This window comes from Acetobacter malorum (genome assembly GCF_001580615.1).
Classification (GTDB): domain Bacteria; phylum Pseudomonadota; class Alphaproteobacteria; order Acetobacterales; family Acetobacteraceae; genus Acetobacter; species Acetobacter malorum.
This window is the reverse complement of sequence record NZ_LHZC01000046.1, coordinates 63,169-89,616: the sequence shown is the minus strand read 5'-3', so window position 1 is coordinate 89,616 and position 26,448 is coordinate 63,169. Positions and strand designations below refer to the sequence as shown.

Annotated in this window: 29 protein-coding genes, 1 pseudogene and 2 CRISPR repeat arrays; of the genes and pseudogenes, 19 read left to right on the top strand and 11 right to left on the bottom strand. The window is 53.5% G+C overall.

Features of this window, described 5'->3' with window-relative positions:
* Window positions 1–3: 3 nt before the first annotated feature.
* The gene (locus tag AD930_RS06670) at window positions 4–672 is read left to right on the top strand and encodes a hypothetical protein (protein ID WP_167375147.1); all 669 of its coding nucleotides are present in this window, start codon (window positions 4–6) and stop codon (window positions 670–672) included.
* A 67-nt stretch (window positions 673–739) separates the two neighbouring features.
* On the opposite strand, the gene AD930_RS06665 is transcribed toward AD930_RS06670, so the two are convergent.
* Window positions 740–1,132 carry a hypothetical protein gene (locus AD930_RS06665; RefSeq protein ID WP_061505604.1) on the bottom strand — a complete coding sequence of 131 codons (393 nt, stop codon included), beginning with the start codon at window positions 1,130–1,132 and terminating at the stop codon, window positions 740–742.
* 52 nt (window positions 1,133–1,184) lie between these two features.
* On the bottom strand, window positions 1,185–1,673 hold the full coding sequence (locus AD930_RS06660) for a hypothetical protein (protein ID WP_061505603.1): 489 nt from the start codon (window positions 1,671–1,673) through the stop codon (window positions 1,185–1,187).
* 433 nt (window positions 1,674–2,106) lie between these two features.
* On the opposite strand from AD930_RS06660, the gene AD930_RS17740 reads away from it, so the two are divergent.
* From AD930_RS17740 to AD930_RS06645, 3 genes are all read left to right on the top strand, one after another.
* Entirely contained in the window at window positions 2,107–2,436 is a 330-nt protein-coding gene (locus AD930_RS17740; protein ID WP_156476899.1) for a hypothetical protein, read from the top strand.
* Window positions 2,437–2,559: 123 nt separating this feature from the next.
* The gene (locus AD930_RS06650; protein ID WP_061505601.1) at window positions 2,560–2,889 is read left to right on the top strand and encodes a hypothetical protein; all 330 of its coding nucleotides are present in this window, start codon (window positions 2,560–2,562) and stop codon (window positions 2,887–2,889) included.
* Window positions 2,890–3,054: 165 nt separating this feature from the next.
* Window positions 3,055–3,387: a hypothetical protein gene (locus tag AD930_RS06645; RefSeq protein WP_061505600.1), complete on the top strand. Its 333-nt coding sequence runs from the start codon at window positions 3,055–3,057 to the stop codon at window positions 3,385–3,387.
* Between the two features lie 80 nt (window positions 3,388–3,467).
* On the opposite strand, the gene AD930_RS06640 is transcribed toward AD930_RS06645, so the two are convergent.
* Window positions 3,468–3,782, bottom strand: coding sequence for a hypothetical protein (locus tag AD930_RS06640; protein WP_061505599.1), 315 nt, complete (start codon window positions 3,780–3,782; stop codon window positions 3,468–3,470).
* Between the two features lie 269 nt (window positions 3,783–4,051).
* Between AD930_RS06640 and AD930_RS06635 the strand changes: the two genes are divergently transcribed.
* Window positions 4,052–4,438 (top strand): hypothetical protein, encoded by a 387-nt coding sequence (locus AD930_RS06635; RefSeq protein WP_156476898.1) that lies wholly within the window; start codon window positions 4,052–4,054, stop codon window positions 4,436–4,438.
* Between the two features lie 59 nt (window positions 4,439–4,497).
* Here AD930_RS06635 and AD930_RS17735 read toward each other — a convergent pair whose 3' ends face one another.
* The gene (locus tag AD930_RS17735; protein ID WP_156476897.1) at window positions 4,498–4,773 is read right to left on the bottom strand and encodes a hypothetical protein; all 276 of its coding nucleotides are present in this window, start codon (window positions 4,771–4,773) and stop codon (window positions 4,498–4,500) included.
* Window positions 4,774–4,818: 45 nt separating this feature from the next.
* Here AD930_RS17735 and AD930_RS06630 point away from each other — a divergent pair, with 45 nt between their 5' ends.
* From AD930_RS06630 to AD930_RS06595, 7 genes are all read left to right on the top strand, one after another.
* Window positions 4,819–5,403: a hypothetical protein gene (locus AD930_RS06630; protein ID WP_061505597.1), complete on the top strand. Its 585-nt coding sequence runs from the start codon at window positions 4,819–4,821 to the stop codon at window positions 5,401–5,403.
* Between the two features lie 88 nt (window positions 5,404–5,491).
* The gene (locus AD930_RS06625) at window positions 5,492–5,833 is read left to right on the top strand and encodes a helix-turn-helix domain-containing protein (RefSeq protein ID WP_061505596.1); all 342 of its coding nucleotides are present in this window, start codon (window positions 5,492–5,494) and stop codon (window positions 5,831–5,833) included.
* An 83-nt stretch (window positions 5,834–5,916) separates the two neighbouring features.
* Window positions 5,917–6,618, top strand: a complete 702-nt coding sequence (locus tag AD930_RS06620) for a hypothetical protein (protein WP_061505595.1) — start codon at window positions 5,917–5,919, stop codon at window positions 6,616–6,618.
* Window positions 6,619–7,221: 603 nt separating this feature from the next.
* Window positions 7,222–7,512 carry a hypothetical protein gene (locus AD930_RS06610; protein WP_156476896.1) on the top strand — a complete coding sequence of 97 codons (291 nt, stop codon included), beginning with the start codon at window positions 7,222–7,224 and terminating at the stop codon, window positions 7,510–7,512.
* Window positions 7,513–7,556: 44 nt separating this feature from the next.
* Complete coding sequence (locus AD930_RS06605; RefSeq protein ID WP_061505592.1) at window positions 7,557–8,255, top strand: hypothetical protein; 699 nt, start codon at window positions 7,557–7,559, stop codon at window positions 8,253–8,255.
* Between the two features lie 15 nt (window positions 8,256–8,270).
* A complete protein-coding gene (locus AD930_RS06600) occupies window positions 8,271–9,077 on the top strand; it encodes a hypothetical protein (RefSeq protein WP_061505591.1) in 807 nt (268 codons plus the stop codon).
* Between the two features lie 40 nt (window positions 9,078–9,117).
* On the top strand, window positions 9,118–10,134 hold the full coding sequence (locus tag AD930_RS06595; RefSeq protein WP_156476895.1) for a hypothetical protein: 1,017 nt from the start codon (window positions 9,118–9,120) through the stop codon (window positions 10,132–10,134).
* Between the two features lie 136 nt (window positions 10,135–10,270).
* Here AD930_RS06595 and AD930_RS06590 read toward each other — a convergent pair whose 3' ends face one another.
* Window positions 10,271–10,675, bottom strand: coding sequence for a hypothetical protein (locus AD930_RS06590; RefSeq protein ID WP_061505589.1), 405 nt, complete (start codon window positions 10,673–10,675; stop codon window positions 10,271–10,273).
* 149 nt (window positions 10,676–10,824) lie between these two features.
* On the opposite strand from AD930_RS06590, the gene AD930_RS06585 reads away from it, so the two are divergent.
* Window positions 10,825–11,298, top strand: coding sequence for a hypothetical protein (locus tag AD930_RS06585; RefSeq protein WP_061505588.1), 474 nt, complete (start codon window positions 10,825–10,827; stop codon window positions 11,296–11,298).
* 273 nt (window positions 11,299–11,571) lie between these two features.
* On the opposite strand, the gene AD930_RS06575 is transcribed toward AD930_RS06585, so the two are convergent.
* Window positions 11,572–12,072, bottom strand: a complete 501-nt coding sequence (locus tag AD930_RS06575) for a hypothetical protein (RefSeq protein ID WP_061505586.1) — start codon at window positions 12,070–12,072, stop codon at window positions 11,572–11,574.
* 1,206 nt (window positions 12,073–13,278) lie between these two features.
* On the opposite strand from AD930_RS06575, the pseudogene AD930_RS06570 reads away from it, so the two are divergent.
* Window positions 13,279–16,290: pseudogene (locus AD930_RS06570) on the top strand (autotransporter-associated beta strand repeat-containing protein); the annotation flags it as partial.
* Between the two features lie 104 nt (window positions 16,291–16,394).
* Window positions 16,395–16,931 (top strand): autotransporter outer membrane beta-barrel domain-containing protein, encoded by a 537-nt coding sequence (locus AD930_RS18420; protein WP_082781736.1) that lies wholly within the window; start codon window positions 16,395–16,397, stop codon window positions 16,929–16,931.
* Between the two features lie 104 nt (window positions 16,932–17,035).
* On the opposite strand, the gene AD930_RS06560 is transcribed toward AD930_RS18420, so the two are convergent.
* Entirely contained in the window at window positions 17,036–17,440 is a 405-nt protein-coding gene (locus tag AD930_RS06560) for a hypothetical protein (RefSeq protein ID WP_061505583.1), read from the bottom strand.
* A 253-nt stretch (window positions 17,441–17,693) separates the two neighbouring features.
* Window positions 17,694–18,083: a CRISPR direct-repeat array (repeat unit 24 nt; unit sequence CATCCCCACGCACGTGGGGAACAC).
* A 214-nt stretch (window positions 18,084–18,297) separates the two neighbouring features.
* Between AD930_RS06560 and AD930_RS06555 the strand changes: the two genes are divergently transcribed.
* Both AD930_RS06555 and AD930_RS06550 read left to right on the top strand, forming a co-directional pair.
* Window positions 18,298–19,842 carry a hypothetical protein gene (locus AD930_RS06555; protein WP_061505582.1) on the top strand — a complete coding sequence of 515 codons (1,545 nt, stop codon included), beginning with the start codon at window positions 18,298–18,300 and terminating at the stop codon, window positions 19,840–19,842.
* 67 nt (window positions 19,843–19,909) lie between these two features.
* Window positions 19,910–20,386, top strand: coding sequence for a hypothetical protein (locus AD930_RS06550; protein WP_061505581.1), 477 nt, complete (start codon window positions 19,910–19,912; stop codon window positions 20,384–20,386).
* Between the two features lie 58 nt (window positions 20,387–20,444).
* Window positions 20,445–20,717: direct repeats of the CRISPR family, unit length 29 nt; unit sequence CGGTTCATCCCCATGCACGTGGGGAACAC.
* A 161-nt stretch (window positions 20,718–20,878) separates the two neighbouring features.
* Here AD930_RS06550 and AD930_RS06545 read toward each other — a convergent pair.
* The 4 genes from AD930_RS06545 to AD930_RS06530 all read right to left on the bottom strand — a co-directional run bounded on the left by AD930_RS06545 (window position 20,879) and on the right by AD930_RS06530 (window position 24,273).
* Window positions 20,879–22,141: a Y-family DNA polymerase gene (locus AD930_RS06545; protein WP_061505580.1), complete on the bottom strand. Its 1,263-nt coding sequence runs from the start codon at window positions 22,139–22,141 to the stop codon at window positions 20,879–20,881.
* Window positions 22,138–22,518 carry a S24 family peptidase gene (locus tag AD930_RS06540; protein ID WP_061505579.1) on the bottom strand — a complete coding sequence of 127 codons (381 nt, stop codon included), beginning with the start codon at window positions 22,516–22,518 and terminating at the stop codon, window positions 22,138–22,140. The genes AD930_RS06545 and AD930_RS06540 overlap by 4 nt, the downstream gene beginning before the upstream one ends.
* A gap of 148 nt (window positions 22,519–22,666) precedes the next feature.
* Entirely contained in the window at window positions 22,667–23,815 is a 1,149-nt protein-coding gene (locus AD930_RS06535) for a Fic family protein (protein WP_061505578.1), read from the bottom strand.
* Window positions 23,812–24,273 (bottom strand): hypothetical protein, encoded by a 462-nt coding sequence (locus AD930_RS06530; RefSeq protein ID WP_061505577.1) that lies wholly within the window; start codon window positions 24,271–24,273, stop codon window positions 23,812–23,814. Before AD930_RS06530 ends, AD930_RS06535 begins: the two co-directional genes overlap by 4 nt.
* A 118-nt stretch (window positions 24,274–24,391) precedes the next feature.
* Here AD930_RS06530 and AD930_RS06525 point away from each other — a divergent pair, with 118 nt between their 5' ends.
* Together AD930_RS06525 and AD930_RS17730 are read left to right on the top strand one after the other, a co-directional pair.
* On the top strand, window positions 24,392–24,970 hold the full coding sequence (locus AD930_RS06525; RefSeq protein ID WP_061505576.1) for a hypothetical protein: 579 nt from the start codon (window positions 24,392–24,394) through the stop codon (window positions 24,968–24,970).
* 101 nt (window positions 24,971–25,071) lie between these two features.
* On the top strand, window positions 25,072–26,430 hold the full coding sequence (locus AD930_RS17730; RefSeq protein ID WP_156476894.1) for a hypothetical protein: 1,359 nt from the start codon (window positions 25,072–25,074) through the stop codon (window positions 26,428–26,430).
* Window positions 26,431–26,448: the final 18 nt, after the last annotated feature.

Here is a 26,448-nt window from a genome sequence, read left to right as displayed (position 1 = left end):
AGAATGAAGAATCTTACCCAAGAAGCAGGAGCGTCTCCAGTGGCCAGTCCGGACATCTCTAAAAATCTCAAAGATACTCTTTCTGTAGAAGGTGTTGAGAATATTCGCGAGGCCATGCTTGCGACAGGCGTGGAGTTGATAAGACGAGAGAAAGACCTTTGCGTCTATTCGACAGGTCTTTCCATATCTCTCCTGCAGGATTTTGGCATCGGAGCATCATTTTTTCTGGACCCGTGCGGCGATCATCTAATGAGAAGTGTCCGCGCGATGTATCCGACAGATAAGGAACTGGCGAAATTTCCTGCCAACGTTGAAATCGTGCGCACAGGCCATAAAGAGGTCAGAAGCGTGGCACATTGGGGGGTATACGGGCTGGATATTCCGCACCCCACTGATGGGGTGAGCAGCATTCGATATAGCGCTGCAATCGCTCCAAGTCCTCAAGCCGAGGAGTTGGGAATATCCAGCTTTTCGATTGAACGGGGGGTCCGCGGAGAAATGGAGGTGTCCATAGAATTTTCTGACGGACAGATCGTTGAGAGGACTTTGTCGGGCCAGGAATTCTCTGCCATTTTATCGCCGCACAGTAATGCGTTCTCTCTGCTCTCCATTCAGTCGCTTGTTAGCGATATGGCGCCAGAGCCAAAAATATCTGAATCCCCAGCGCCGTAATTGAGCCGATGTGAATTGCTAAGGCTTGCTACGAGCGATCGGCTTGTTGTCCGGCCGCTCGGGCAGCTCATTCCCCCGGAGCCTGCATCAGGATGTGTAGATCCTCCGGGTTTGGCTCTCTGAATGAGGCGAGGAAATCGCCCTCATCGTAGCTGGGGCAGGTCGGATCGTATTCCGACACTGAAGGGCCATCTGGCGACACAGCCCAGGAAATCGCGACAGGCTCCAGCATTTCATTGAGGTGCTGAAGGCATTCGCGTTCGTTATCGCCGGGGACCAAAACGGCTATGCGGGCGACATGCTGGCCTGCGGACGTATGGCACGGTTTTGGCTCACCATACTCCAGATACCCCCAGTCGGGCGCGACTTCGCGCAGGCCTTCGGCTAATGCATCGCATGCCTCTGCTTCATTGTCGGCCCCCACGAAGATGCTTAGCTGAACTGAATAGTGTTGCGTCATGAGATTTGGCTTTCTGATAGTAGGAGTGGTTGGGGTCGATTGCTCGCAGACTTTAAGGAGACGGACTATCTTCCGGTGCTTCCACTCTCAGCTCCGGCGCGGCGTAGCTGTAGTCGAAAGTAAGATCCTTGGGGGCATGAGCCACGATGGCATTAAACGCTTCCGGAGACATCGCGACAGACCCGGTCACACAAAATGCTCTTTCGTCAGGGAAAACGGCCAAAATGGCATCTTTCAGCGGCTTTGGAAGTTCGGTGTCTTCGCTCAGCGCCAGTTGGCGCAGGAGGTAACCATCAGTGATGGGCATGCGAACCAATCCATCAATGGTGTATCCCTGATCTTCGAGGCATTCCAAATCGTCATCAGTGAGGTAAGGCTCCGGACCATCAAGATTTGGGGAGTCCAGGTTACTCAGAACTTCTTCAAGGCGGCTTGATGCGGCTTGAATAGCCGTCAGGACAAGTCGTTCTGAGAGGCTAAATCGAGAAAAGCCCGTCTCCGTGCCTATGCTGGATTGATGAGCCGCGGGTGTAATGCTCATAGCGGAGGTCCTCCGAGGATTGGATGTTTGGGCACCCATTGCAGCACATCGCCATGCAAGCGACCAATGGCCTGGCCGTATAACTATACATAAAAAACCGCCAAGGTCAGTTTTGGCCATTAGGAAGGACTTTTGCCGCTATTTGTAAGACGTGATAATGGCAGTTATCACGTCTTGACCATGTAGAGGCCGGGAAAACCGGTCTTTACCTTTCCCGCCTGACCTCCGGCGCTTACCTAACGGACGACCTCAGTCGATCAGCCGTATAGTTATACGCTTTCAGGTGCTGCTTGCCGCTCGGCGCGCTCGACAGCATCCCAGGTCTCGTTGATCTTCTTTGTAATTTGGTCGCAGCCATAGGTCATAAAGCATTCCTCCTTTCCATGCGCGAGCGCTACGTTAAGCTGCACACTAATCATTGAGAGGCAATGTGATGAGCCAGCAAACTAACGGGAGATATGCCGTAGGCTCCCTTTCTTGCGATGACACTGTTACCGGCTTTTGGGGCGAAGATCTTGATGACGGTCGCCATTTACCAAGACGGTTTGATTCTGAAAATGAAGCCAACGCTGCGATACGCGAGATGGCAGACAAGACGATGGAAGCCTACCGCCGCGGCGATATGGCCTCCCCCTCTTCGATTGATGATTTCACGGTTGTGGATGCTTCTGACCCAGTAATAGCGACTATGCTTGATGAGGCGTTCCCTGATCTTGTGCAAGACGCACCCAGTGTCTCCCCTGAAGAACAGCCGACACCATGAGGTTAAAATGTGGCGGCCCAGTTGCCGCCACGATAGCCAATTCCTCTCGATGCGTGGAATTGTTCCTTGCGTGTCCATATGCAAGCTTAACGGGCATCGCTTGAAGCAAATCCGGAGTTAAGAATGTCCAATCAACCTGAAGGTCGATACGTCGTCGGAAATGTCTCTCTTCATGATAGAATTGTTGGGGTCTGGGGTGAGGATCAAAATGATGGTCGGTATATGCCTCAGAGGTTCGATTCAGAAGCAGAGGCTCAAGCTGAGATCAATGAAGTGGTCACCGATTCAAAAATTGAACACTTAGCTGGCAATTTAACCTCGGCATTTGACGCGGATGACTTCAAAGTCCTGGACTCAACCGATCCAATAATTGCTGCGATGCTTCTCGAAGAATTCCCGGACCTTGCGCAAGATGCGCCCAGCATCTCCGCTGAGGATCAGCCGACGCTATGAAGGTAAAATGTGGTGGCCCAGTCGCCGCCACATGAACCATCGACGGAGACGTTCGGGTCGGGCGCTGGTTGCGCTCTAGCCCGAGAACTGTCCGTTGCAAGGGATATTGTTTACACTCCCTCGTGCAAGGCAATCTTGCCAGAAACTGCCACCACGAGGACCAAAATGCCCATCCCCACCAATTTGTCGGAAGTCGACGAGCAATTCGTCATCTGCCCCCTTTCATCCGATGGGCAGATGATTGCTGTTTGGGGAGAGGAAGCCCCGGATGGCACGAGAACGCCATATCTCTTTTCGTCGCGTGAGGCTGCAGCCCAGGCGATAAAAGAGTGTGTTGCGGAACCTGAAGCTTTAGCCGCTCGTGCTCGGGGCGACAAGCTGGATGAACTCAAGGCCGCATCTGTCAATGATCCTGAGGTCGCGGTCTTGCTGCAGCGGGATTTCCCCGACTTCGTCCCCGCCTCAACCTCAACAGAAGCGGAACCCCCCGCACCTTAATGGACCGCCTGACGCCACCTCTCTTGTAATCAAGGTGATAGTGGCGTCCAGGCCGCCTTACTGCTGCAATTCGCGTGAGATTAAGGTTCAGGGCTTTCTTCATCAGAAGGCTCTGGTTCGCCATCATCTGGGTAAAGCTCTGGCACACGATCACGCGGAACCCACGTCCACGTTTGCACCCATGCGCCCTCGTCGGTGTGGCTCATAAAGGTGCCACTGTCTACCTCAAGTTCATCGTTACCTCCTACAGCCGCGGTAAGAGCGGGAGGAGCAATGGCTTCTTCCATTTCTTTCATGACGGCCGTGGCAGCGGCGTGCCTTGGGTCGGATGGATCTGCGGCAATCTGATCGATGAGATCAATCGCATGCTGTATCGGTGAGAAGGTGATCTTCAAGACACTGTCCTTTCTGGCACAGTTTAATCGTTAAAGGTCAGGGTAATGGCGGGCCGATGCAAAGGACAGTTTTGCAGGGGTTTGCCCGTTTCCTCCCGCCCCTGTCTGATACTTGTTTTTAATTTTACATTCATATAAAAGGGAATTATAATAATTCAACATCAAACGACAGATATAAGGTTCTCATTTTCATGGGAAAAACTTCAAATTTGAAGACGCATATGCTTGTCCTTGCCTGCTCAGCAACAAAGAAAGATAACGCTGGCAGGATGCTCGCGATCGACCGGTATGATGGGCCTATGTGGCGCACTCTGCGTAATGCCCTTTCCGATTTAACCGCCGAGCAGAAAGACCGACTGGATATCTGGTTTCTGTCTGCCAAATATGGGTTTCATCGCGCCGATCTTCCCATCTCCTCCTATGAGCAGTTGCTGACTACCAAGCGCGGTCAGGAGCTTGTTCGCCTGCCAACGTCGAACCATAACGCATTCCGGGATGCGACGGGGAAAGCCCATAAGATCCTGCTCGCGGGCGGCCAGGCCTACAGAGAGGTTATGCGGAGGGTAATTCAGGCAGGTTCTGATATCGCTGAGACAGATGGTCCGGGGATTGGCTTCCACCGGAAACAACTGCGCGGATGGCTCGCTGACGTCTGAGTTCCATATCGAAGAGCCTTCAGCGGGATCTAAGGCATCAAGCGGCGACTGGAGGCACCTCACGGAAGAAAACCACTCTTGATGTGTATGCTCCAGTGCTGGCTGGGAATATGGTTTCCCATGCCCTCAAAACCAACATGGCCAAGCCCTCTGCAATATGCACGGTTTGGTTTTTTTGTGCTCTCATGCCGCCTTGTTGATCGCAGAAGAACACAGTAGCTCACGCCTTTCAGCGTGAGCTCTGGCAGCGGCGCATCACTGCAACCTTCGCCATTGATAGCTCCAATTGCTAATACCCTCAACTGTGAAGGTATCTCTGGAATAGTATCTTGCATCTGGACCAGGTAGCCTCTTGTCACTGGAAAAGAGGAAGTCCGAGCATGTCTGACAACCAACTGAACCCACATCTTGTCGCGCTGGAGCAAGAAGCTCGCGAGCTTGTAAACGATGCAAAACGGATCGCTTGCAAAGATTTCGCCGCGCTCTGCAAAGGCCATGATAATGCTGACGGCCACATTATCAGCCTGGCCTATCTATCAGGTAGTGCCGATGGCTTACCGGCGAATAAACGCCCCACCATTGGAGGGATGACTCCTGATGCTGTTGGGATCGCAGTTTCAGGCTATGAGGGGCTGCCTCCGATTTCGGCCAGCAATGAGACAGAGCGAAAAGCAGAACTGCAAGATCGCCTGCGCATTGCGGGCGACATCAAAGACTCTGCCAATAAGCTGTATGAAAAGCTCATTGGTGTTGCTGACTCCGAACTGTCCGGGATTGATCAGGAAGAGCTTGTTCGCGAGTTTGAGCAACTCCCTTGCCTTTGCGCCGTCATTCGCTCCTACGCCTATGGAGAATACCCGCAGGTCGATTTGGATGTTCCCGGCCTGATGACTGACGCTCTGCTGATGGATATGGAAAGCGCCGCCGAGTGGACCGAAGAAATGGACGGCCCCTCCCCCGTCTAAATCACCCTTTCCCCATATCCTCGCCGATCTCCTGAAAGTCTGCTATGGCATACCCAAACACGATTTAGGTATGCCATAGGAGACATGAGTGCAAAAAGAGAAGCGAGGTTTTGACCATTTGACGCGAACAACGAGACATGGTGTCGGCGCGCTGGCCATGGAGATTAAAGTAGGCCGCAAGAAAAAGGGGTGGACTCAGGCAGAGCTTGCCTCCCGAACTGGTTGTTCCAGACTGACAATCGTCGCCATTGAAGGTGGGAAACCTACTGTGGCTATAGGGCACGTCCTTGAGGCGGCTCATATGGTTGGGCTGGATGTATTCGGAGGCCCTCCAACGGCCATTACGCGTTTCGAGCGGGGCAAAGAAATCAATGCGATCTTCCCTTCCCGTATTTCAGGGAAACCAACTGAGATTGATGATGATTTCTGACGCTCAATCTTACGGCCCTGCTCGCAGATATATCACGCCCGCTCTCAACATTCTTCTGATGATATGAAGAAAAGGTGACTGAAATGCAGGCCAGAGATTTCGAGACTGTTGCCGAACTTAGGGATGCATTTCCCTCCGCATTCATGGTTGACGGTACGCTAAACCTTTCCGGACAGAGCGGTATTCGCACCCTCCCCCGTAATATGATTGTGGAGGGGGATCTGAGATTTGACGGATGCTCAGACCTTCTTGAAACGCCAGACGGCCTGGAAGTTATGGGTTCAATGCGTGGAGGCCGCTGCAATTCTCTCGTAAGGATAGGACAAGCAAACGTCCGGCAGGATCTTTCCATAGCAAGATGCGACAGTTTGGATGAGATCAGTCCAGACGTCGCGGTCGGCGGACTCATATTATTCCATTGCGCCAATCTGGAATACATCTCTCCCGCAGTAAGAGTGAGGGGAAGCGTCAGCTTGTCGTATTGTACCGGGCTTAACGCCGTTCCATGGGAAGAGATCAAGGGCTATTTCAACGCGGTAGGATGCACCGGACTGAACGACCTTCCCTCTCAGTTCTCTGTAGAAAGCTTCATAGATATCAGCAGCACACATGGCTTAGAATTGCGTGACGACGTGATATGCGGTCGGATAATTGCTCGGCGGTGTAAAGATCTCAAAGTCTCAGAGGGCCTTGTTGCGCGACTGTCTGGCGACATAGATCTGACTGGCTCCGAATACACTCTCACGGCACCTCCGACTGAAGAGTTCTCTCCTGGTCCCGCATGACGGATTGGGCAGTCATCTTGATAAGCTGCGTGCAGCAGAAACCTTTTCAACACCGCCACAGTGCGGAGGGGTGGATTGGAGTGGGATTGGAGTGGAATAGGTCGCGCCCCAACGCAATAATTTGTAGCTTGCATCACTGCCTCCCATACTTTCCCGAGAAAACACGAGAGGCACGAGTGAAATGCAAGCCAGGGATTTCAAGACTGTTGCAGAGTTAAGGGAGGCATTTCCCTCCGCATTCTTGGCTGACGGTACCGTTGACCTGAGCAGAAAGCGGGGCATTCGCACGATTCCCAGAGATATGACGGTCGAACGACATCTGATCCTTGATGATTGTCCTGACCTCATTGAGACCCCTGACGGACTGAAGGTTAAAGGATGGGCATGTATCAGCGGTTGCCACTCTCTCGAAAAAATCGGGAAGGCAGAAGTCACAGGCAGCTTTCAAGTGACGGCATGCGGACGCCTGCATGAAATAAGCCCGGATCTGAAGTCAGGCGAACTACTGATTATTTATTGCGCAAGTTTGTCTCACATCCCACCCACAGTACGGGTGGAACGGAGTGTAAGTTTGTCATTCTGTCCGGAGCTTAAGGAGGTGCCTTGGGACCTTGGGAAACTGTCAGAGGTACCTTCAGTGCTGTGGGCTGCACATCCCTGAGTGATCTGCCCTCTCCATTCTCGGTAGCGGGATGCCTTGATATTAGCGGCACGCGGGGGCTGGAACTGCGTGATGACGTAACTTCTCCACTGATTTTTGCTCGCCGATGCGAAGGGCTTACCGTCTCTGAAGGTCTGATCGAACGGATGCAGGGCAACATAGATCTGGATGGGTCTGAATACACTGTCACCGCCCCGTCCATCGCAGAGGAGCCGGCTCCAGGTCCCGGCTAACGGTCCGGGGGCGATGATAGGCATATGAGAAGGGTGTGAGTGAAATGCAGGCCAAAGATTTCAAGACTATTGCCGAACTGAGGGAGGCATTTCCCTCCGCCTTTTTGGCCAACGGCAGCGTGGACTTCAGTGGACAGAGCGGTATCCGTACCCTCCCCAGAGATATGACCGTTGACGGGCAACTTTTTCTGGACGACTGCTCTAATCTTGTCGAGACCCCGGATGGGCTGATCGTCAAAGAGGGTGTCAGCTTAACAGACTGTCCGGCACTGAAAAAAATAGGCGACGCAAACATCCATGGAATGCTCAGAGTGGTTTTTTGCCCTCGACTTCATGAGGTCAGCAACACTCTGAAAGCCAATTCTCTGTGGATCGCGCTGTGTGGAAACCTTGCAAGCATCCCGGATACTGTTCAGGTCGCCAGGAGCGTTAGCATCACCGTCTGCCATGCATTGACCGCTATACCCTGGCATCACGTGAATGGTCACCTCAGACTTATGGGCTGTACCGGCCTGCAAACCCTTCCCTCACCCATGACCGTCGATGGGGAGTTGGACGTCAGCGATACTCGCGGCCTCGAATTGGGTGATGATGTCAGCGCCTCCGAAATTATTGCCCGGAAGTGTGAGGGCCTTACCGTTTCACCGCGTCTGCTCGACAGAATGGGCGAGCACATTGACCTTCGCGGTTCCCAAATCACGATTTCCGAGCCTGGCGGCACAGAGCCTGGGCCGGCCTGTTGATAGAGGCGTCAGATCATGTTTCTCTACCACGGCTCCCCGCACAAAGGCCTGTTTGACGACGGCTTCAAAGTTACAGGGAAGCCCGGCGCGCGCCTGAAATCATTCTTCACCACCCCAGATCCTGGTGTGGCGGCTCTGTACGCAGGCCCTGATGGTGCCGTGTATCGCTTCTCCGGTCATGGAGAGGACAGCACGTCTATTCTGGACGGACGTTGGTCTGAGGGGCGTCACAACTGTCCGATCTCGGAGGAGCATATTGAGACCATCGCTGAGCATCTGCGCTCCCGAGGGTTGTTGAAACCACAGGCATTCCTGGATCTATGTGGAAGCAATTTCTACTATGGTGGGCAGGCAAAGGGAGCCACATGGCTTCGCGTGCTACACGATGATCTCGACGCCTTACCTCTCGACATGTTTGCTAGTCAGCGCGAGATGATCTTAGGCGAACTCCTGCGGGCCTGCGACTTCGACGCGGTTATATCCTGCGATGCAGCGGATGGGATTGAGAGCGACTTCTGCCATCGATACTCTAAAGCGCCATGGAGCGACCTGGCTTCAGCAGGCTGCCACAAGGTCATTCAATCCGCATTAGGGGACGATCATGATTACGAGTGGGTCGCGACCGTAGCCTTTCTGGACGGATCTACCCCCTGCCTGCGTAAATGCGGAGAAAAGCCGGCCTCAATCATCCTGTCAGACATTGGTAGCGATCCGGGTGAGTATCATATCCACCAGGACATTCCGAGCTGGCTGGAAAATGCCATCGTCCCTACTCTACAGGCTCCCGAGCCTGAGAATGATCTGCCAGGCCTAACCCTTTGAGCCTCGGAACGCACCAGGTAGATCCAAGGTAGATTGTTCCATGAAGAGCATTGCGATGAGTGCAGCAGAATTCCCGATTTTGATGCGATATGGCGCTGGTGCCGGAGGTAACGGCGCGAGGAGGCTTGAAGAGGCACTGAGGGTGGTTCTCGAAGCCAAAGAAAACGGTTCGATCAGGAATACAGATTACAAGGAAGCGAAAAGCGTTCTCAACCAGGCTGTTTCCCGCGCATGGGCTGCGACCGCCGGCGAGCCGTTCTTTTATGCTGGGAAATACAAGCAATGCGATCACGCGACGAACCAGCTCTACGATGACATCACTCTGTCGAGCTTAAACGAAGTCCGGTTCTTAAGAAAGAAAATCGATACGGCGCGCGCGCGAGGTGCGTCAGGCCCAGCTTTCGAGGCTATCCAGTCATTTGAGTCTGAGCTCAGTGAGATGGCCATTGCAGTGCAAAATTTGGGTAAGGTGGTCGTGAAAGGTCGAGTGCCAAGGCCTGCGCCACCTCCGTCGAACCCTCATCAAATTCGTGGAACGTGCCCGTGCTGCTTCAGCAATCAGGCGGTAATGCCTTCCGGGCGGATGGCACACCATGGGTATGTGCGGCCCTATGCCGGAGGGCAGAGCGCGAGTTGCCATGGGATAGACTTCTCGCCATACGAGCGGTCTCCTGAAGGGGTCTCTTACGAGATCAAGTTGCTGGAGAAGGCTTTATCAGATGCCCGGCACCGGTTGAGCGGCCGTCCAGGCTGGACAGTCCTTTCTGTGCCAGAAACTCGACACGCACCCTTCCCTCACGTCGAAATAACGAGAGACCATCCCAGGTGGGAGGCTGCTGAGAAAGAGCGTGCATACTCCCTCATGCAGTCCATATCCTCTTGTGAGAGATCCCTACCGTTTTTCAGAGAAAAACTCGAACAGTGGCAGGTCGCTCCCCTTTTTCGTGCAGATGGCGCGCGACTGCCTATCGTTGCTGACAGGGATGGACCAACCCCTCAAGAGGAGGTTGATGATGCAATGGACTTCAGTAATGAAGATCACGGCCCTCTGCCATGAGCGCTGCAAAGGATGAACGATAATCTGTCTGGCGATACCCCCCACTTCAGATCGGACTGGCACCTACCCCGGCAGGTGGTTGATGTGTGGCAGGCCTCTACAAATGGAGAGGCCTGAGAGGGCGACATCAGGTTGATCATGAGGGTTCTGGGGCTGTCGATGGTGGATCAGGGATATTGAGGCCAAGTACGGACTCAATGTAGTCTCTCACCGTGGTCACACGCGTCAAGATTATCCCGTTCTCATCATTCACTTCTTCGGCGACAACTGTATCAATGTAGTTTTTCACTCTGGTCGCACGCGTCGCGATTGGCCCGCCTTCATCCAAAGCTGTGTTTCCATCGAAATCGAAAGCGACCCCATGACTCAGAGCCACCCGCTCGGGGGCCTTGCCTGTCATTGTCCAGTGGACGATCTCCATTTCCAGAAGATCTGGTGAGATAAGAGAAACATCATCCTGGCTCAGTTGCCTGAAACCCAGCAAGTTACTGAATTCTCTGATATTGTCTGAATCGACGTCCCATTTGAAGTTCATGGTCATCAGTTTTTTCCCTCTCAGATGCAGACTTCTTCAGCCCCTGTCTGATAAGGGTAGATCAGAGGCATGCAAGAAACATTATCCTTATTTCTTGGTGGGCATGCCTAACCTTGCTAACTAGGTCTACCGGACAATTTAACTGCGGGTCCCAGATGGAAACCTTCACTTTTGCCTGCAATGTAAACATGAATGTCAACTATAGCGGTGAGAAGGGGCTGGTGGAGATTCCGAGTGCAGTAAATGTTCCGTTTGATCTCAATGTTGACGATTGTCCGAACCTCAGGACAATCGCGCCAGATCTGGTCGTAGGTGATCGCTTATCTATGCGGCGATGTACTTCTCTGAAATCATTTCCAGACAACATGTATATCCCTGGCCGGCTCATACTCAGCGGTTGCTCCGGACTGGAATTGATCGGTGAGGGTCTCAAGGTCGGCGATGGATTATATCTGGATGGATGCACGAGCCTGACTGAATTGCCTAAGGATCTGCACGTCGAAAGCGGGATCATCGAACTCACTGGATGTGAAGGAATTCGCATCCCTCAGGAGGTGATTGACCGGCATGCTAATGGAGCCTTGATCAATTTCCCTGACAATTATTCCATCATCCCCAAGCAGGCCTGAACGGACGGTAAATTCTTCTCTCTGGCTCTTTGAGCTGAGAGGCATCAGACCGGACTGATGCCTCCCCCGTGCTCATTGTACAACTCTCGAATCAGCCTCTTTTCGAGATCATCCAGGGCTGAGGCGTCGACGTGTCGCCAGTTCCTGTCATACAAGGAGAATGCGTCCAGGCGGGAGATCTGCTTGTCTGTACGGTTCCAGCATAAAAACTTAAGCTGAGGATAATGCTCGACCACAATGCCGAGATGACTCATCCAACAATCTCCGACGCATCTAATGAGGGATTGATTTCGCGCGATCCTTCCGACCCTCCAAGATCCTCGGCCAGTTCCCATGTAAGCTTTGCAGCTTCTGGTCGAACGCCTGGTGCACCGTATCAACCCCCACCCTTTCGTTAAATTCCTCACCAGCACATACCAGAACAGAGGCTCCGTTGGTTGTCCAGTGAGGCTTCCGGCTATCGAACAGATATATGAGTCCCGGCGTCATCACGACAGCGCTTTGGGTCGTCGGTTTTTCCCATCGATCTTGAGCGTGGAAGACATGCCCCGCTGAGCGCACGCACCACAGGGCTGACCAGGCAAACTCCGGATCTACGTGCTTCGTGGCATTTTCGACGAGGAGTAATTCCAGCCGACCAATACGCTCAACTGTGATTGTGCTGCTTAGCTCTGATTTGTCACGAAACTTGCTTTCGGCGACGCCTTCAATGGCGGCCGCCACGTTATGGAAATTGAGTGACATCTGGGCCGAGGGTTCCAAAACAGTAATCATGCGGGGAATTTCGCTTTCCTTTATCTGAGCTTCAGGGGTTGTCTAAGATGGGGTAGCTATCGCTCGTTATGGTTACACGGAAAATTATCCTTGGAACAAAAAGATCAAGCCGGCCAAAGAGGGCATTAGAGGCCTGTCCTTTAATATCATAGTTCTGACAAGGTAAAAAAATTTCATCAAATCTTGCTGTAAGGATTTGTTCATACTATGGCAGGTAGGTCGGGACACGCAGGTCGCCAGTAAGAGGTGATGACCCACCCCTTGCCTTAGAGTGGCTATCCCTCCGTTCTCTTCGGCACGTATGTCACCCAAAAACGTGAGGGAAAGTTTTTGTACATATCAAGACCAAAGCCTAAGCTCAAAATCCTTCTTTTGTGCTCTGCAATAACCTCATTCCCCATCGCCGCCCGCGCGGAGGGGATTACGGTAACCGGGAACAAGACGTCAGCCATTTCTGTCTCCGGAGACGACCAGCTTTCCGTGCAAAGCGGCGCCACAGTCGATACCGGGAAAAAGAAGGCCATCACGATAACGCAGCCGAATGGCCTTGGCATCTCCATTCAGGAGGGGGCCTCTGTTACGTCAAAAGATGATCCTATCCATGGCGAGGCGACGACTGCCCCCTCCGGCTCCATAACAATCACGAACAGTGGATCTCTGGAAAGCACGGATGGCGGGCAAGGCATTGATCTGGACGATGTGAGCGCATCTTCAAAGTCCACCATTATCAACACAGCAACAGGAAAAATCGTCGCTGACGATGCCGATGGTGTCAGACCCGGATCGAATGCAACCGTCATAAACGCTGGCAGCATCTTCTCTTACGGGGATCCGGGCAACAGTCACGACGGGATCGATTTCCAAAGCTACGCCGGGACAGTCGACAATCAGTCTGGCGGTATCATTTCCGGAGCACGGCACGGCATTACCTCCAGCGTGGACGTGAACGTCGTGAACGAGGCCGGAGGGACCATTACCGGACGTAATGGGTCGGGGGTCGGATCGGATGGGACCGGCACCGTCTTAAATTACGGGACGATTACCGGCGCTTATGACGGATCAGGTACTGGTGACGGCGATGGGGTAGACATCGACGACAAGGCTACCGTCACGAACTACGGGACAATCCAGGCGACGGGCGCGGCCGGGCAAAAAAGCGATGGTCGCTGGAATGTATCCGAAGGTCTGGCTTTAAGCGGCGGGGGTATGGTTTATAATGGCGTGGGTGCAGTCATCACCTCCGCTTCTGCCGGCATTACTGCATGCTGCACCGCCACGGCCAGCTACGTCATTACGAACTACGGCCTGATCCACGGCGATGATCATGGCCTGGGCCTGTTCTCTGTGTCTGATGTGGTAAATTATGGGACAGTGACCGGAAATAACGCCGTTGTCGTGGGCACCAGCACCGACACCAGAACCGTCGTCAATCTCGACAACTACGGCACCCTCAATGGCGACTACAATGCGGTCTACGTTGATTCTCAGTCCCTCCTCAACCTCACGATACATTCCGGGTCCACTGTAACGGGCAAACTGATCACAGATGGGACACTGAATCTGGCCACGGGGGACGACATCACGGTCGGATCGGATATCGAGAATAGCGGCAAACTGGAGATTTCCGGCACCGGCAGCATCACTCTGACCGGCACCAACACCTATGCGGGCGGCACCCAGGTTGACGCGGGCGCCACGGTGGTGGGTAAGGCAGACAGCTTCAGCAATGGGGCTATTGCTGACGACGGCACCCTTATCATCAAACAGGATCAGGATAACACACTCTCCAATGCGTTGAGTGGGTCCGGCGACGTTATCAAGGAAGGGGCAGGAAATCTTACGCTCGCGGATAGCAATGACCTTTCCGGACGCTTCCTGGTCAATGAGGGTGCGCTGACCGGGAGCGCAAGTTCATTTGGCACGGCGAAGATTGAAGACGATGCCAAAATCACGCTCAATCAGACTGTGGACGGCAAGCTGGGTGGCGTGGTGTCCGGGACAGGCCTTCTCGTGAAGGAAGGAGCCGGCAATCTTACGCTTGGTGACGATAACACTCTCTCAGGAACTATTCAGGTCAATACCGGCACACTGACCGGCTCCGCAGGATCTTTCGGCACGGCGCAGGTTATCGACGATGCGAAGGTCGTGGTTACTCAGAACACCGATGGAACGCTGGCCGGTGCTCTTTCCGGAACAGGCGATTTCGTGAAGGAAGGAGCGGGAAATCTTACGCTCTCCGTCAGCTATGACCTGACTGGTCGAATGAGATTGCTCACGGATGACAACGGCAATGGCCTGTCCGGTCGTTTTCTGGTCAATGAGGGCGCGCTGACCGGCAGTGCCGGAGCGTTTGGCACGGCGCAGATTATCGACAATGCGAAGGTCGTGGTTACTCAGAACACCGATGCGACGTTCAACAATGCACTCTCTGGCGCGGGAGACTTTATCAAACAGGGAACCGGCAACCTTACGCTTGCTGGGGACAATGACCTTACCGGTCAGGTTTTGGTAAGTAGTGGCACGCTGACCGGGAGTGCCGGGGCTTTTGGCACAGGCCAGATTGTCGACAATGCAACGGTTGTGGCTGATCAGGCTGTAGATGGAACGCTTGGGAACGTACTGGCCGGATCAGGTGACTTCGTCAAGGAAGGGGCTGGGAATCTGACCCTGGGCGACGACAGCACACTGTCCGGCAAGATAATGGTCAATGCTGGCACACTGACCGGCTCTGCAGGATCTTTCGGCACGGCACAGATCATCGACAACGCAAAAGTTGTGGTTGACCAGAATGTGGACGCGACGCTGGGCGGCCCGGTCTCCGGGGGTGGAGATTTCGTGAAGGAAGGAACCGGCAATCTCACGCTGAACGGTGCAAGTGGCATGACCGGCCGGATGATCATCGATAGCGGCGTCTTGACAGGAACAACCCTAAATCTGGCCTCTGGCGCGATACAGAACAATGGCACTGTCGTTATCGACCAGAACGTTGATGGCAGCCTCGCCGGCGATCTGTCAGGATCAGGCACATTCATTAAGCGCGGAACGGGTGACGTCACGCTGACTGGCGACACACTCGCCAACAGTACGATCAGGATCGCAGACGGAACGCTGACCGGGGCAGCCAAAAACTTCTCCGGCCTCACGATTGTCAACGACGCCTCACTCCGCATTGCCCAAAACGACGACGCCAATTTCTCGAACGCGGTGGCCGGTACAGGACGCTTTATCAAGGACGGCAGCGGCGCGCTTACTATGTCGGGTGACAACACCTACACCGGCCCTACTCTGGTCGAAAGCGGAAGCCTGGATGTCACAGGCTCCATCGCTCAGTCCGCAGTAACCGTCTCCGCAGGTGCTGCTCTGGCCGGCAATGGTGAAGTCGGGTCAGCCTACGTCGCATCTGGCGGTGAACTGGACACAGCTTCCCACGGCCTTGGTAATGGGCTGACCGTCAAGGGTGATCTGACACTGGCGAGCGGGGCTGACTACAAAGTCGCGATCGGAGCGAACAGTGCCACCAGTGGTGTTATGGTTCAGGGGGCTGCTCATATCGATGGAAGCTCTGTATCCCTTTCCGTGAACGGAGCGCCGCCTCTGAGCGTCAACACCCATTACCAGCTCCTGGAGGCGTCCGGAGGGGTTTATGGCCGGTTCTCGACAGTCTCCATGCCATTGAGCAACCCCTATTATTTCCTCTCTCCAGAAGTGCAGTATGCAGAGAACGCAGCCTATCTGGAAATGACGCGCAACGGGAACACCTTTGCTTCTGTCGCAGGCACGCGGAACCAGCGCAGCGTTGCTTCCGCTCTCGACAGAATGAGTGGCGGAGGGGTTGTCGCTGCTGTCCAGGAAATGGGCAAGACGCAGGCGGCGCACGCCTATAACGCCCTTTCCGGGGAGATCCACGCTTCTGCCCGAACGGCGATGATTGAAAACGCCTTTTACGTTCGCAATGCAGCTCTTGACCGCCTTGATACGGCCGACTGCATCGGCGGTGTCAGCCATAGCTCTGTGTCTGTAGCCCCCGGCTCCGGACATTGCTCACAGACAGGAATGACCCTGTGGGGGCAGGCTTATGGCGCATGGGGCAACAATCATAGCGATGGCAATGCCGCGGGCATGTCTCGTGAAGTCACCGGGTTCGTGATCGGGGCTGACAGGAAGATCTTTCGCGACTGGCGCGCAGGCGGTCTTGTCAGCTACGGGCACTCCAGCCTCAAGGCAGGTGCGGTCGGCTCTTCGGCCAACACCAATGATGTTACCGTCGGCGCCTACGCTGGAAGAACATCTACTTCAAGACGGGTGCCTTCTATGGTTGGGACATGCTGTCTGCCAAGCGCAATGTTTCCGGACAGGGCCTCAATAGTCATTATCTGGGGGGCACCGCGCAGGCCTTCGGCGACCTCGCCTATCGCTTTCGCTTCGGAAAGCTTACCCGCGTCGAGCCATTTGCCAATGTTGCCTACGTCAACACTCACACCAACGGGTATCATGAGCATGGGGCTGGCGTAGCCAACTTGTCCGGGCGCGGTATCGACACGGGGATCACCTACTCCACCTTCGGCACGCGGGCCTCAACGTCCCTGGCCGTAGGACGGTATACTCTCGTGCCCGCCCTGAGCGCCGGTTATCGCCACGCGTTCGGCTCTGTCACTCAGACCGTTCATCAGCGCTTTGCTGTTGGGGGTGGTGATTTCGATACGGCAGGTGCGGTCATCGCCAAGGATGCGGCTGTGGTCAGTGCCGGGGTGAAACTGGACCTGACTGACCGGATGAACGTCAATCTGTCCTATGTCGGTCAGTACGGCAGTAAATACGAAGAAAGTGGTGTGAGAGGGAAGATCGCGCTCAAATTCTAAGCGATTTCCCACCCTCCGTCGGTTTCATGAAGCAGTGACATTACGGCCATAAAAAAGACCGGGCAGGCAATCCTGTCCGGTCTTTCGTTTATCTGCGCCGGAGGTTAAGGGCACGGCCCTTCATCATCCATATCAGGTGCCCGCAGATCAATCCCCTCAACCCCGCTGACATAATCAGTCCCGCTGTTCAGGATCTGAGTGCCAAGTGGCGATTGGCCGGGGTCGCAGATTTGGGTGACTGCGCCATCGATTGAGCCGCCAATGGTCGAATCTGCCTGCGCGATAAGATCGCGTAGAATTTCCGGTGTCAGTGGCCGATCAGTGGGCAAATTTTCCTTTACGTAATGGGCGATTGCCGCCTTGTAAAAAACCTCCGGATCATGAACATCGACGTCCATGGAGAACTGGTAAGATCCCGGACCTGTCTCTTTCACATCCTCGGGGCACTGGAATTTTTCCAATGCCGAATTGAGCATATGGTTGATGTTGGCAGTCGCTGCTTGTGCCATGGATAACAATCCTTGTTGGTTCTATTTTGGCTATTTTGCATAACGAGTTGATGTCCCCGTTTGCAGGAGAGCCGTATTTGCATGGGAACGCTATCTCTCCTGCACGCAAGGCACCAGAGCTAAGCCAGAACAGAGTCCTGAAGGCCCCGGCTTTACGGCGCATCTGGCAATTTCTTGCCTGTCGAAGCGTTATATCTCCATGCGTGCGGGGAACTCTGAAAAATCTGTTTGAAGCCGCAGAATCCAAGTGATCCACCCCCACCCACGCGGGGAACACGGGCCATTGAGAATGGGTTTGCGGAACAGTCCAGGTTCATCCCCACGCACGTGGGGAACACATCTGACCAAAGAAGCAGCGGGGCATCACATTCGGCTCATCCCCACGCACGTGGGGAACACTCTCATTTTTTGGACGATAACTTTATTAGTATCGGCTCATCCCCACGCACGTGGGGAACACTTGCTTTGTGTGACACGATGGAGAAGACCCACCGGCTCATCCCCACGCACGTGGGGAACACGTATCAGTTGAAACGTGGTTACAGCGCACCGGCGGCCCATCCCCACGCACGTGGGGAACACAATGCCCCTCGCCTGCAACCGCTATTGCGGCACGGCTCATCCCCACGCACGTGGGGAACACTCTTCCTGCAAGTTATTGATCCACAAGATTATTTTCCCGACAGAAAAATCCACCAAGATTGTTGGAAACCTTTGTCCTGCAAAATGCCAATACCGTCAACCCTCTACCCAACCGCATCATCTCATCACAGGATCTGGCGGCTTCGCCCCTGTTGTTCCTTGCATCACTATCGAACAGATTATCCCATCAGTCGTCTATTTCGGGATCACATGTCATGACATCCATTGCCCCTACCCCCTATGATTTTGCTCAGCAGTTTCGAGGGAAAGGATATGGGACGTACGATGGGATCACAGATCCTGAACTGAGAGAGCTTCCGGACGGGCTGAATTTGAAAGGCCTTGCCATTGCCTTCACAAACTGTTCGTCGTTAACATCTTTTCCCAAGAATTTTTCGGCTGGCTACCTCAGATTGACAGGTAATACGCCTATACGGACACTACCATCCGACATTCAGATCGGAGGTTATGTTACTCTTAAAAAACTCAGTCATTTTGAATATCTTCCTGAAGAGGTTATCTATAAGGATGCCCTGACCGTAGACAACTGCCCTTCTTTTTACAGCCTGTCGTCTGGTGTTCTTGGCGTCACCCCGGACACTTATGTTCAGGTTATTGAATGCCCCAGATTAAAAGAGATTCCTCCGGCAGATGGCCCCTACAGGTCCCTCATACTTGAGGACTGTAGAAATGTTGAGAAGCTTCCGGACGGTCTGAGCCTGTCTAGCACTTTGAGCATTACGAATAATTCGCGCCTTGAGGAACTTCCCCCTGGTCTTAAGCTACGGCAACTTGAACTCCGTCGATGCTCAGCACTAAAAACTCTCCATCCGACCATTAAGGCCGATAAAATATCAATTTCTGCGTGCCCGAACATTGAATCTCTTCCGCCTACTTGGAGGCGAATTTCAGATGGGGATCTACGCTTTGAAAACGCTCACAATCTGAAATCACTCCCTCCTAATCTTTCTCGCGTCGATGAGGACCTTGTCCTTGTGAATTGCACGGCTCTGAAATCTCTTCCCGCAAAGAAGCTGGAGGCAGGAGGAAGACTAGCCATACGCGATTGCCAACTTATTGAGAATTTGCCGTCCTACTTGAAAGGATTTCTTTCAGTAGAGATTTCCGGGCTCCCAAAAGTCTCTACCCTTCCCGATAAGATAGCGGGCCGCAGCGGGATCGAGATCAGTTCTATGCAAGGTCTGCAAACAATTTCGGCGGAAATATCGACACAAAGAGATTTAAGTATCCGTCATTGTGAAAACCTTGCATCGATCTGTCTCGCTCCGGACGTGCGCCAAAATCTTCACATCGATAACTGCCGCAACCTGAATGTCTTACCAGCAGGTCTGGCGGCAGGAGGCGTATTGGCCATCAGGCGCTGCGGTTCATTATCCCTCTTGCCTCCAGGCATTTTTGCTCAGAATCTGGTCGTTTCTGACTGCGCATCTCTCAAGACTTTGCCGACATCTTTGCGTGTAGGAAACAGCATCACCGTTCAGCGGTGTGATTCATTTTCGCATCTGCCGTATGGCATATATGTGAAAGGCGATCTGTTCCTTAATGACTGCCCGGCACTTGAGGCGCTGCCCTCCGACCTGATTGTGGAGGGACATTTATCTTTGACGGGGTGTGACGGCATTATGATCCCGGAGGAGGTCATTGAACGCATGGGTGACAGGATTACCTTGCCTCAGTCTTACGAGGTGATCCCGGCTCAAGATCGCGAGCCATCGTCCGATGATAGCCCCGCTCCCTGAGTGCCTAAGACCGCAGCAAGCCTACGACTTCAATAGAACAAATGATCAAGCCCAGGAGGTTTAAACGATGGACAATCCCGATAACGAACGCCTCGGAACTGCCTTGACTGTCCTCTCATCTTCGGTGTTTCAGAAGTTCGACGACCTTTGTTACGATGCGGGCGCTCCGGCGCTGGATGTCTGCGATTGGGAAGAGAGTGAACTTAGCGAGCGCCTTGCGGCTGAGGGTGACGCGACATCCATTTTTGATTCCGTTCGCATAACGCAGATCGAAGCATTCGCTATTCAGACGCTGGCTCTATCGTCCAGTGCGCCTGAGGGCTTCGTGAATGCGTGCCGCGCCATATTCCCCACTCCTGCGCTGCAGGGCGATAATATGGACGATTACAAAACCAGCCCGTACGCTTTCAACGCCTTGCTGCAAGAGGCCTATGAAGCAGGTATCCTTAAAGTGGATCCACGTGAGATGAACCTCATGCTGCCCTGCCCTAAGCCTTCCCCGGAATGCGCGCCACCGAGAGCCGAGAGCACACCGTCAATTTAACATTTCCAGTCACGCCAGACGATGCGCCTCCAAATGGGGGCGTCGTCTGTAGGCTTTTCGCTTCACCCCCGTGCTCGTGGGGAACGCAACAGCAGTAGGGTTGAGAAGATAGTTGTGCTCGGCTCATCCCCATGCACGTGGGGAACACGCGGTTTGCTATGCGACACAATGGATAGGACCCGGTTCATCCCCATGCACGTGGGGAACACGCACTGCCCGCCGTCGAATATTGCGGCTACGGCGGTTCATCCCCATGCACGTGGGGAACACCCCCGTTCATTCCTACGGCATTATAGAGAGAACGGTTCATCCCCATGCACGTGGGGAACACTCTTCCTGCAAGTTATTGATCCATAATATGATTTTCTTGGCAAAGAAATCTACCAAGTTTGTTAGGTTATTTTATCCCTCATAACTCCAATATCGTCAACCTCCACCCAGGAGTATACTCATAAAAGCAGACTGCTCTTTCAAGATGATGAAGGTTGGTGATTAAAAGCTTCTGACCTCCATTACCTCGCGAATGTCTGTAGTATAGCGGGGCGAGAGCATCCCCTGCCTCGGCCGCCATGACCGTTGAATGCCCGTGCTCAGCGGCCTGATTGCCTCTTTACCATAACGCCGATTGATGGCGTCCATAGCGTCCATCAGATCGGGAGAATGCTGGTCCGCCACATCGAAAAGACTTGCCTGACGCCCAGCAGGAGCGAGATCATTCAACAAGACGCCGCCTTTGGCGTAGCGGTATCCGCTCTTCCAAATCGCCCTCAGAAGACGTGTCGATAAGTCAATCAGAGCCAGGGCATTGTTTGTCGGACTGCATGTCATTGCCGCATGATTGGCGTACCAGCCATCTGCCCGCTTATGAGGATTGGTTTGTATAAAAACGCTCACATGCCCGGCATCCATTTTCTCCGCCCTGAGCTTTTCGGACGCTCTGGCTGCAAATCCCGATATCGCCTCGCGCATATCCTCATAGCTGGTGACCGGCTGGCCGAACGACCGAGTGCAGGCAAGACCTTGCCGCTGCCCGGCCATCTCCTCAAGACGAAGGCATGACTCCCCTCGGAGTTCTGCTTGCAGGCGAACCCCCGTTATCGACATGATCTGGCGGATCAGTGCGGTATCCGCCTGAAGGAATTGCTCTATCGTCCGGATACCCGCATCATTAAGCCGCGGTAACAACCTCCGTCCGATACCCCACACCTCGCCAACGGGCAGGTTGCGGAAAAATCTTTGCCTGGTGCGAGCGTCGGTTAAGTCGCAGAGCCCCTCCATTTCGGGGCGATCTTTGGCGATGTAATTGGCCATTTTGGCTATGGTTTTGGTTGGCCCCCACCCGATGCAGGTCGGTATTTTCGTGATCTGCTCGACCTGCTGGCGGATCGTTTCGCATCGCTCAGTCAGATCGCCAGGGAGGCCAGTAAGGTCAAGAAACATCTCATCAATAGAATAAGGCTCGACGCGAGGCACGTGGTCCAGAAGAACCTGATACACGCGGCGGCTCATATCAGCATAGAGAGGGTAATTGCTGGAGTACCATTGGACCCCCGCCAGCTTGCGCTCGCCGCGCACGAGGTGCCAGGCATCCCCCATTTTTATGCCCAGGGCCTTAGCCTCGGGCGTCCGCGCAATGGCGCAGCCATCGTTATTGGACAGAACGACAACCGGGAGACGCTTCAGGCGCGGTTCAAAGGTCCTCTGGCATGAGCAGTAGAAGGAATTGCAGTCAATCAGCCCGTAAACCGTGGTCATGGGTGTTCTCTCACCACGCCAGTCACGCAAGCCCAGATATCAACATCCAGAGCCGGGTCTACCAGGATTGGCGAGCTACTATCATCGCCAGAAACGAGCCACCATCGTTCTTTTATGAGACGCAGTTCCGCCAGAATGGGCTGCCCGGAGACGGAAGCAATCACCAACTGCCCAGATGCCCGCTGCCCCGCGGTATCTGCTATGAGCACATCCCCATCCAGAATGCCGCGAGAGAAGAATGTTCTCCCCCGCACGCGCACTGGATATCGGCTTGGACGCCTTAGATCCAGGATTTCTGTCAGATCAATAGGCCCTTCGATGGCGTCGGAAGCAGGCGATGCAAATCCGGTTGTCTTGTCCCCCACGTATCCAGTCATGCCTCACCCCCACATAATGAGAACATAAAAAGAACATTTGGAAGAGGTGCGTCAAGCCGGAAACGCGCTCTTGATGGGAATTGCTGAGTCTCTGACAGTGTTTTATGATTACCTTGCCAAATCCACATATACCTCCGGCCAGATCAAATCAGGTCAGATACTTCGTGATCCAGGCCTTGGTCTCTTTCTCGTCGTGCATTGTGGATTTGGCCTCACCTATCGCCTTCAAGACTTTTTTCCTGTTACCCCACGGCACGGAGGATGACCACGCTAATGCGATTTCGAGGATTGTCACCAGTTCCTCCGTATCTCCGTGCAGAGAGAGGTCCATCAACCCCTCCATGTAACCGGCCCAGAGATTCTCGGGTAGCACGATGCGCGGCAAGGATGCGCGGGCCAGCTCAGCATTCATCATCAACCGGGAGACGCGGCCATTCCCGTCCATGAACGGGTGAACCTCCGTGATAAGGAACCCTAGATAGATAGCGCGTGAGAAAGGGGCTGTGATCGTAGTCAGGATCTCGAACCCGGCCTGCAATGTCTGGCGCACCTTGTTGGGATCAACGAAGTCGTATTGCCCTACCCCGACCCTGAATGTTCTGTAGCGACCCGGCAGTTTATCCCTTCTGGCTTTCAGGATGGTGGCATGGGTCTGGAGGAGTTGCCGCTCAAACTGGTCAAAATCAGTCGCTCTCGCCGCCAGGCTATCCTGAAAGATAACATCGTAAGTTCCAATGAGATCACTGGCCTCAGCCTCTTTTCCTGATGGCAGATCGCCGCGAAACAGGATGCCTTCGGCGGCCGGGATGGAGAGCCGGATCTTTTCAAGAAGGTTCGAGAGCCAGGCCTCTGCGAATGCCTGGTTAACCTTTGCTCTTCTGCTGAGAGGGGCAACCTTTTGGATTTTAGTATCAATCTCAGGAGGAGTAGACCGGAGTGTGAGAGCAAAAGCCTCGAACATGGCCACGCGCTCATTGTCTAGCGCGTCAGGCCCCACCTCAAGCGTTACGTCATCGCGGTTTCGTCTGGAAAGCTCAGCCCGCAGCTTCTTTTCGAAATCCTGCCACAACGGGATTTCGTCTTTTAGGATGGCAGATGTTCGATATACGGCAACCATTGCAGCAATCGACATCTTCTCCGGGTTCAGTATGTGGAGGTCACAGGCAAGGGCCTCTATATGACGCTCAGCCACGAGGTCATTTACCCAGGCGATAACGCGCTCGATGTCCTTTTTTGGCGGTTTGTCCTGCCCAGCCTGTGCGATAGCCAGCCATTCGGATATGGCACTCTCTGTCACAGGGAAACTCCTTCTTGCCGGATGTGAGAGCATGCTTTGGATGCGCCTATGATGAGTGGAGCATCAGCCACCTCACGAACCTGCGCAATATGATTTGAAACGCACTCGGAAGTCTGGAGCATATCTCTTTGTGAGAGCCAACTTTCCATGCGGATGGCTTCATCGTGGGTCATCCTGCCGCTTTTCAGCGCCAGCAGAGACAATAGGATATAATCCTTCTCTTCTGGGGGCCTGACCTTGCGATGGTCGGTGACCTTCTCACCGAAAGCTTCGGCCAGAGCATAAGTGAGGGGGTCGAATGCCCGCTCTGTCGATAAAGACAGACGATACAGTCTCTCTACCTCGGACGGGAGATCGTCGGCATCGCTTTCCAGTATGGTTTTTTCCAGAGCGCAGCGAGCGTTCGAGGAGAACAGGCGAATGGTCTTGTCTATGGTCTGCTCGACACCCTGCTGCATTGTATTTGCTCCATATTGCGGGACGTATGGCTTACAAGGATTATTGTTTAAAGTCCACGAAGAGGACTGTCGAATGGATTATTTTGTGATATAATAAAGGAAATTCAAGGAGAGATTTATGGCCAAGGCAAAAAAGCCCGTGAACCCTGTTGAAGAGGCGAAAAGCGAGCTTCTCACCGCTTTTGTAGTGATGGGTATGGCCCAGGAAGAGGCAGAGGCCGCCGTGGCCAAAACAATTGAAGTGTTCGTTGAGGAAGGTCGACGGAAGGAACGCGAGCGCCTTTTCCCAGAAAATGGGATCTCACCGGAGGTCTGCTCTGTGATCGATGGGCTGCAGGTTTCCATGGACGTGAGTTCATGTGGCGTGAACCCTGATGACGATCCTAACGAAGTAGGATACAGATACTTTGGCGCAGTTGCGGAAGTTATGGGCGCATCAGACAGTTCGCGCGACGATATTACGCTCCTTGTTTATGACTCAAGCCCGAATTTCTCTCCTTCACGGCCAGGGGACAGCGTTATTCTGAACTGGCTTCTATCACACTGCCATGCGAATGGGATGGGCCGGAGTGAGATGACGTATGCGATGGAAAGCTCGATGCTTAAGCGCCTGCAGTCCCTGAAGGGCGACACCGCGCGCGATGCACTTCTGAATGCTATGCCGGCCAAACTGCGGCGAAAGGCAAATGGGGGTTAACGTCGAGGTGATATTTATCCTTGCATCACGTTTTGATATTCATGAATACCGTGGAAAACGCGACGCGCCAGTCACTTCCTAACAGAGAGCAACCCATTATCATGACAAAGATCCCAACCCGCAGCGACGCTCTTATTTTTGACGAACATTGGAAACGCCCACCTTCTGGATGGCCTGCCGCTCCCCTGCAAACAGGTTTTTCGCCAAAGGTTTCCGATCGCATCATCAAGGAGAGTCTGCGTGAATGGGTGGTATCTCCTTCGAGATCTTTGTTCCGCGCGTTAAAAAATACACCGTCCCCAGGTGCTCCCATTTTCGATAATCTGCTCGACCAAACAAGATTTCTCGTATCTCTGAACTCTGTTTTATCGAAGTGCAAATTAGAAAAACTGCGGGGGATGAAGCCCGTCACAAGAAATGGCCGGCCAGTGATGGTCGCCGGATCGTCTCCCGGCATGACAATTTCTGACGTTTGCGATCCGAAAGTGAACGATGTCATGCGCTGCCTCACAACATACGCAGCCCGTCAGAATGTTGCAGTGCCCAATCATGAAAGACGCCGGCTATATAGAGGCATCAGGACACATGATGTGTGGGGAAATATTGGAATAAGGGCAACAAATATCCTTACTTCTGATATCGAACTGTTAAGCCATTTTTCATCAGCATCCAGAACGGACAGCGTATACGAAAATATGGCTTTGAGCATCATTCAAAGAGAGGGGGCTTTCCTGCTCCTGACGTCACGGCCGCTTGGCCGTTTGTCTGAAAATACGGTTCTGAGCTTCACCGCTCAAAAAAAGATGGCGGAATATTTTACCAACAACATTGGGTTTGTGGTCTCTGTAGATCCGGCAGCACATGGATTTTCAATCGTAGCCTCGCCAGCAGCGGAGCCTTTCCTTGAGGAGAAAGACCCGGTTTCTCTTAAAAATGAAGCAATGACGATTTTGAAATTGCCTGGCGAATTCGTTGCGCCTGAAAGTAATGTCTATGACTGCGATTTTGATTATTTAGCAGCGACGAACGACAGTCGGGCGATTAATCTCCTGTCATCGTCATATCGTGGCATAACCTATAATATCGCTGGGAAGGAAGTCACGAAAATAATGTCGCTCTCCAATCAAGGGAGAGGGAAACTGCAGGCATTATATTCCGCCGATGGCAATTATCCGATGGGTAGTCGAGAATTTTCAGGGAAGTTTGGCTTCTCCCCTGCCCCGACGGCGAAGACGATCCAGGACACATCCATCGTTTCCATATTCAAAAGACAGCCCCACTCCACAAAAAGGGAGCATTGTGAGCGCATCCCGGAAGATCTGATCGATCGACTGAAAACGCTCACGAAAAAGGTCTTAATCGAGAGGGGGGTTATCCCGGAGTGCGCCCTTTCCGAGCACGTTCCAACTATGAATATTCAAGGTCCTGTAAACGAGGAATTGTCTGTCGAGCCGTCATGATGCCGTTGGTTTTTCGGG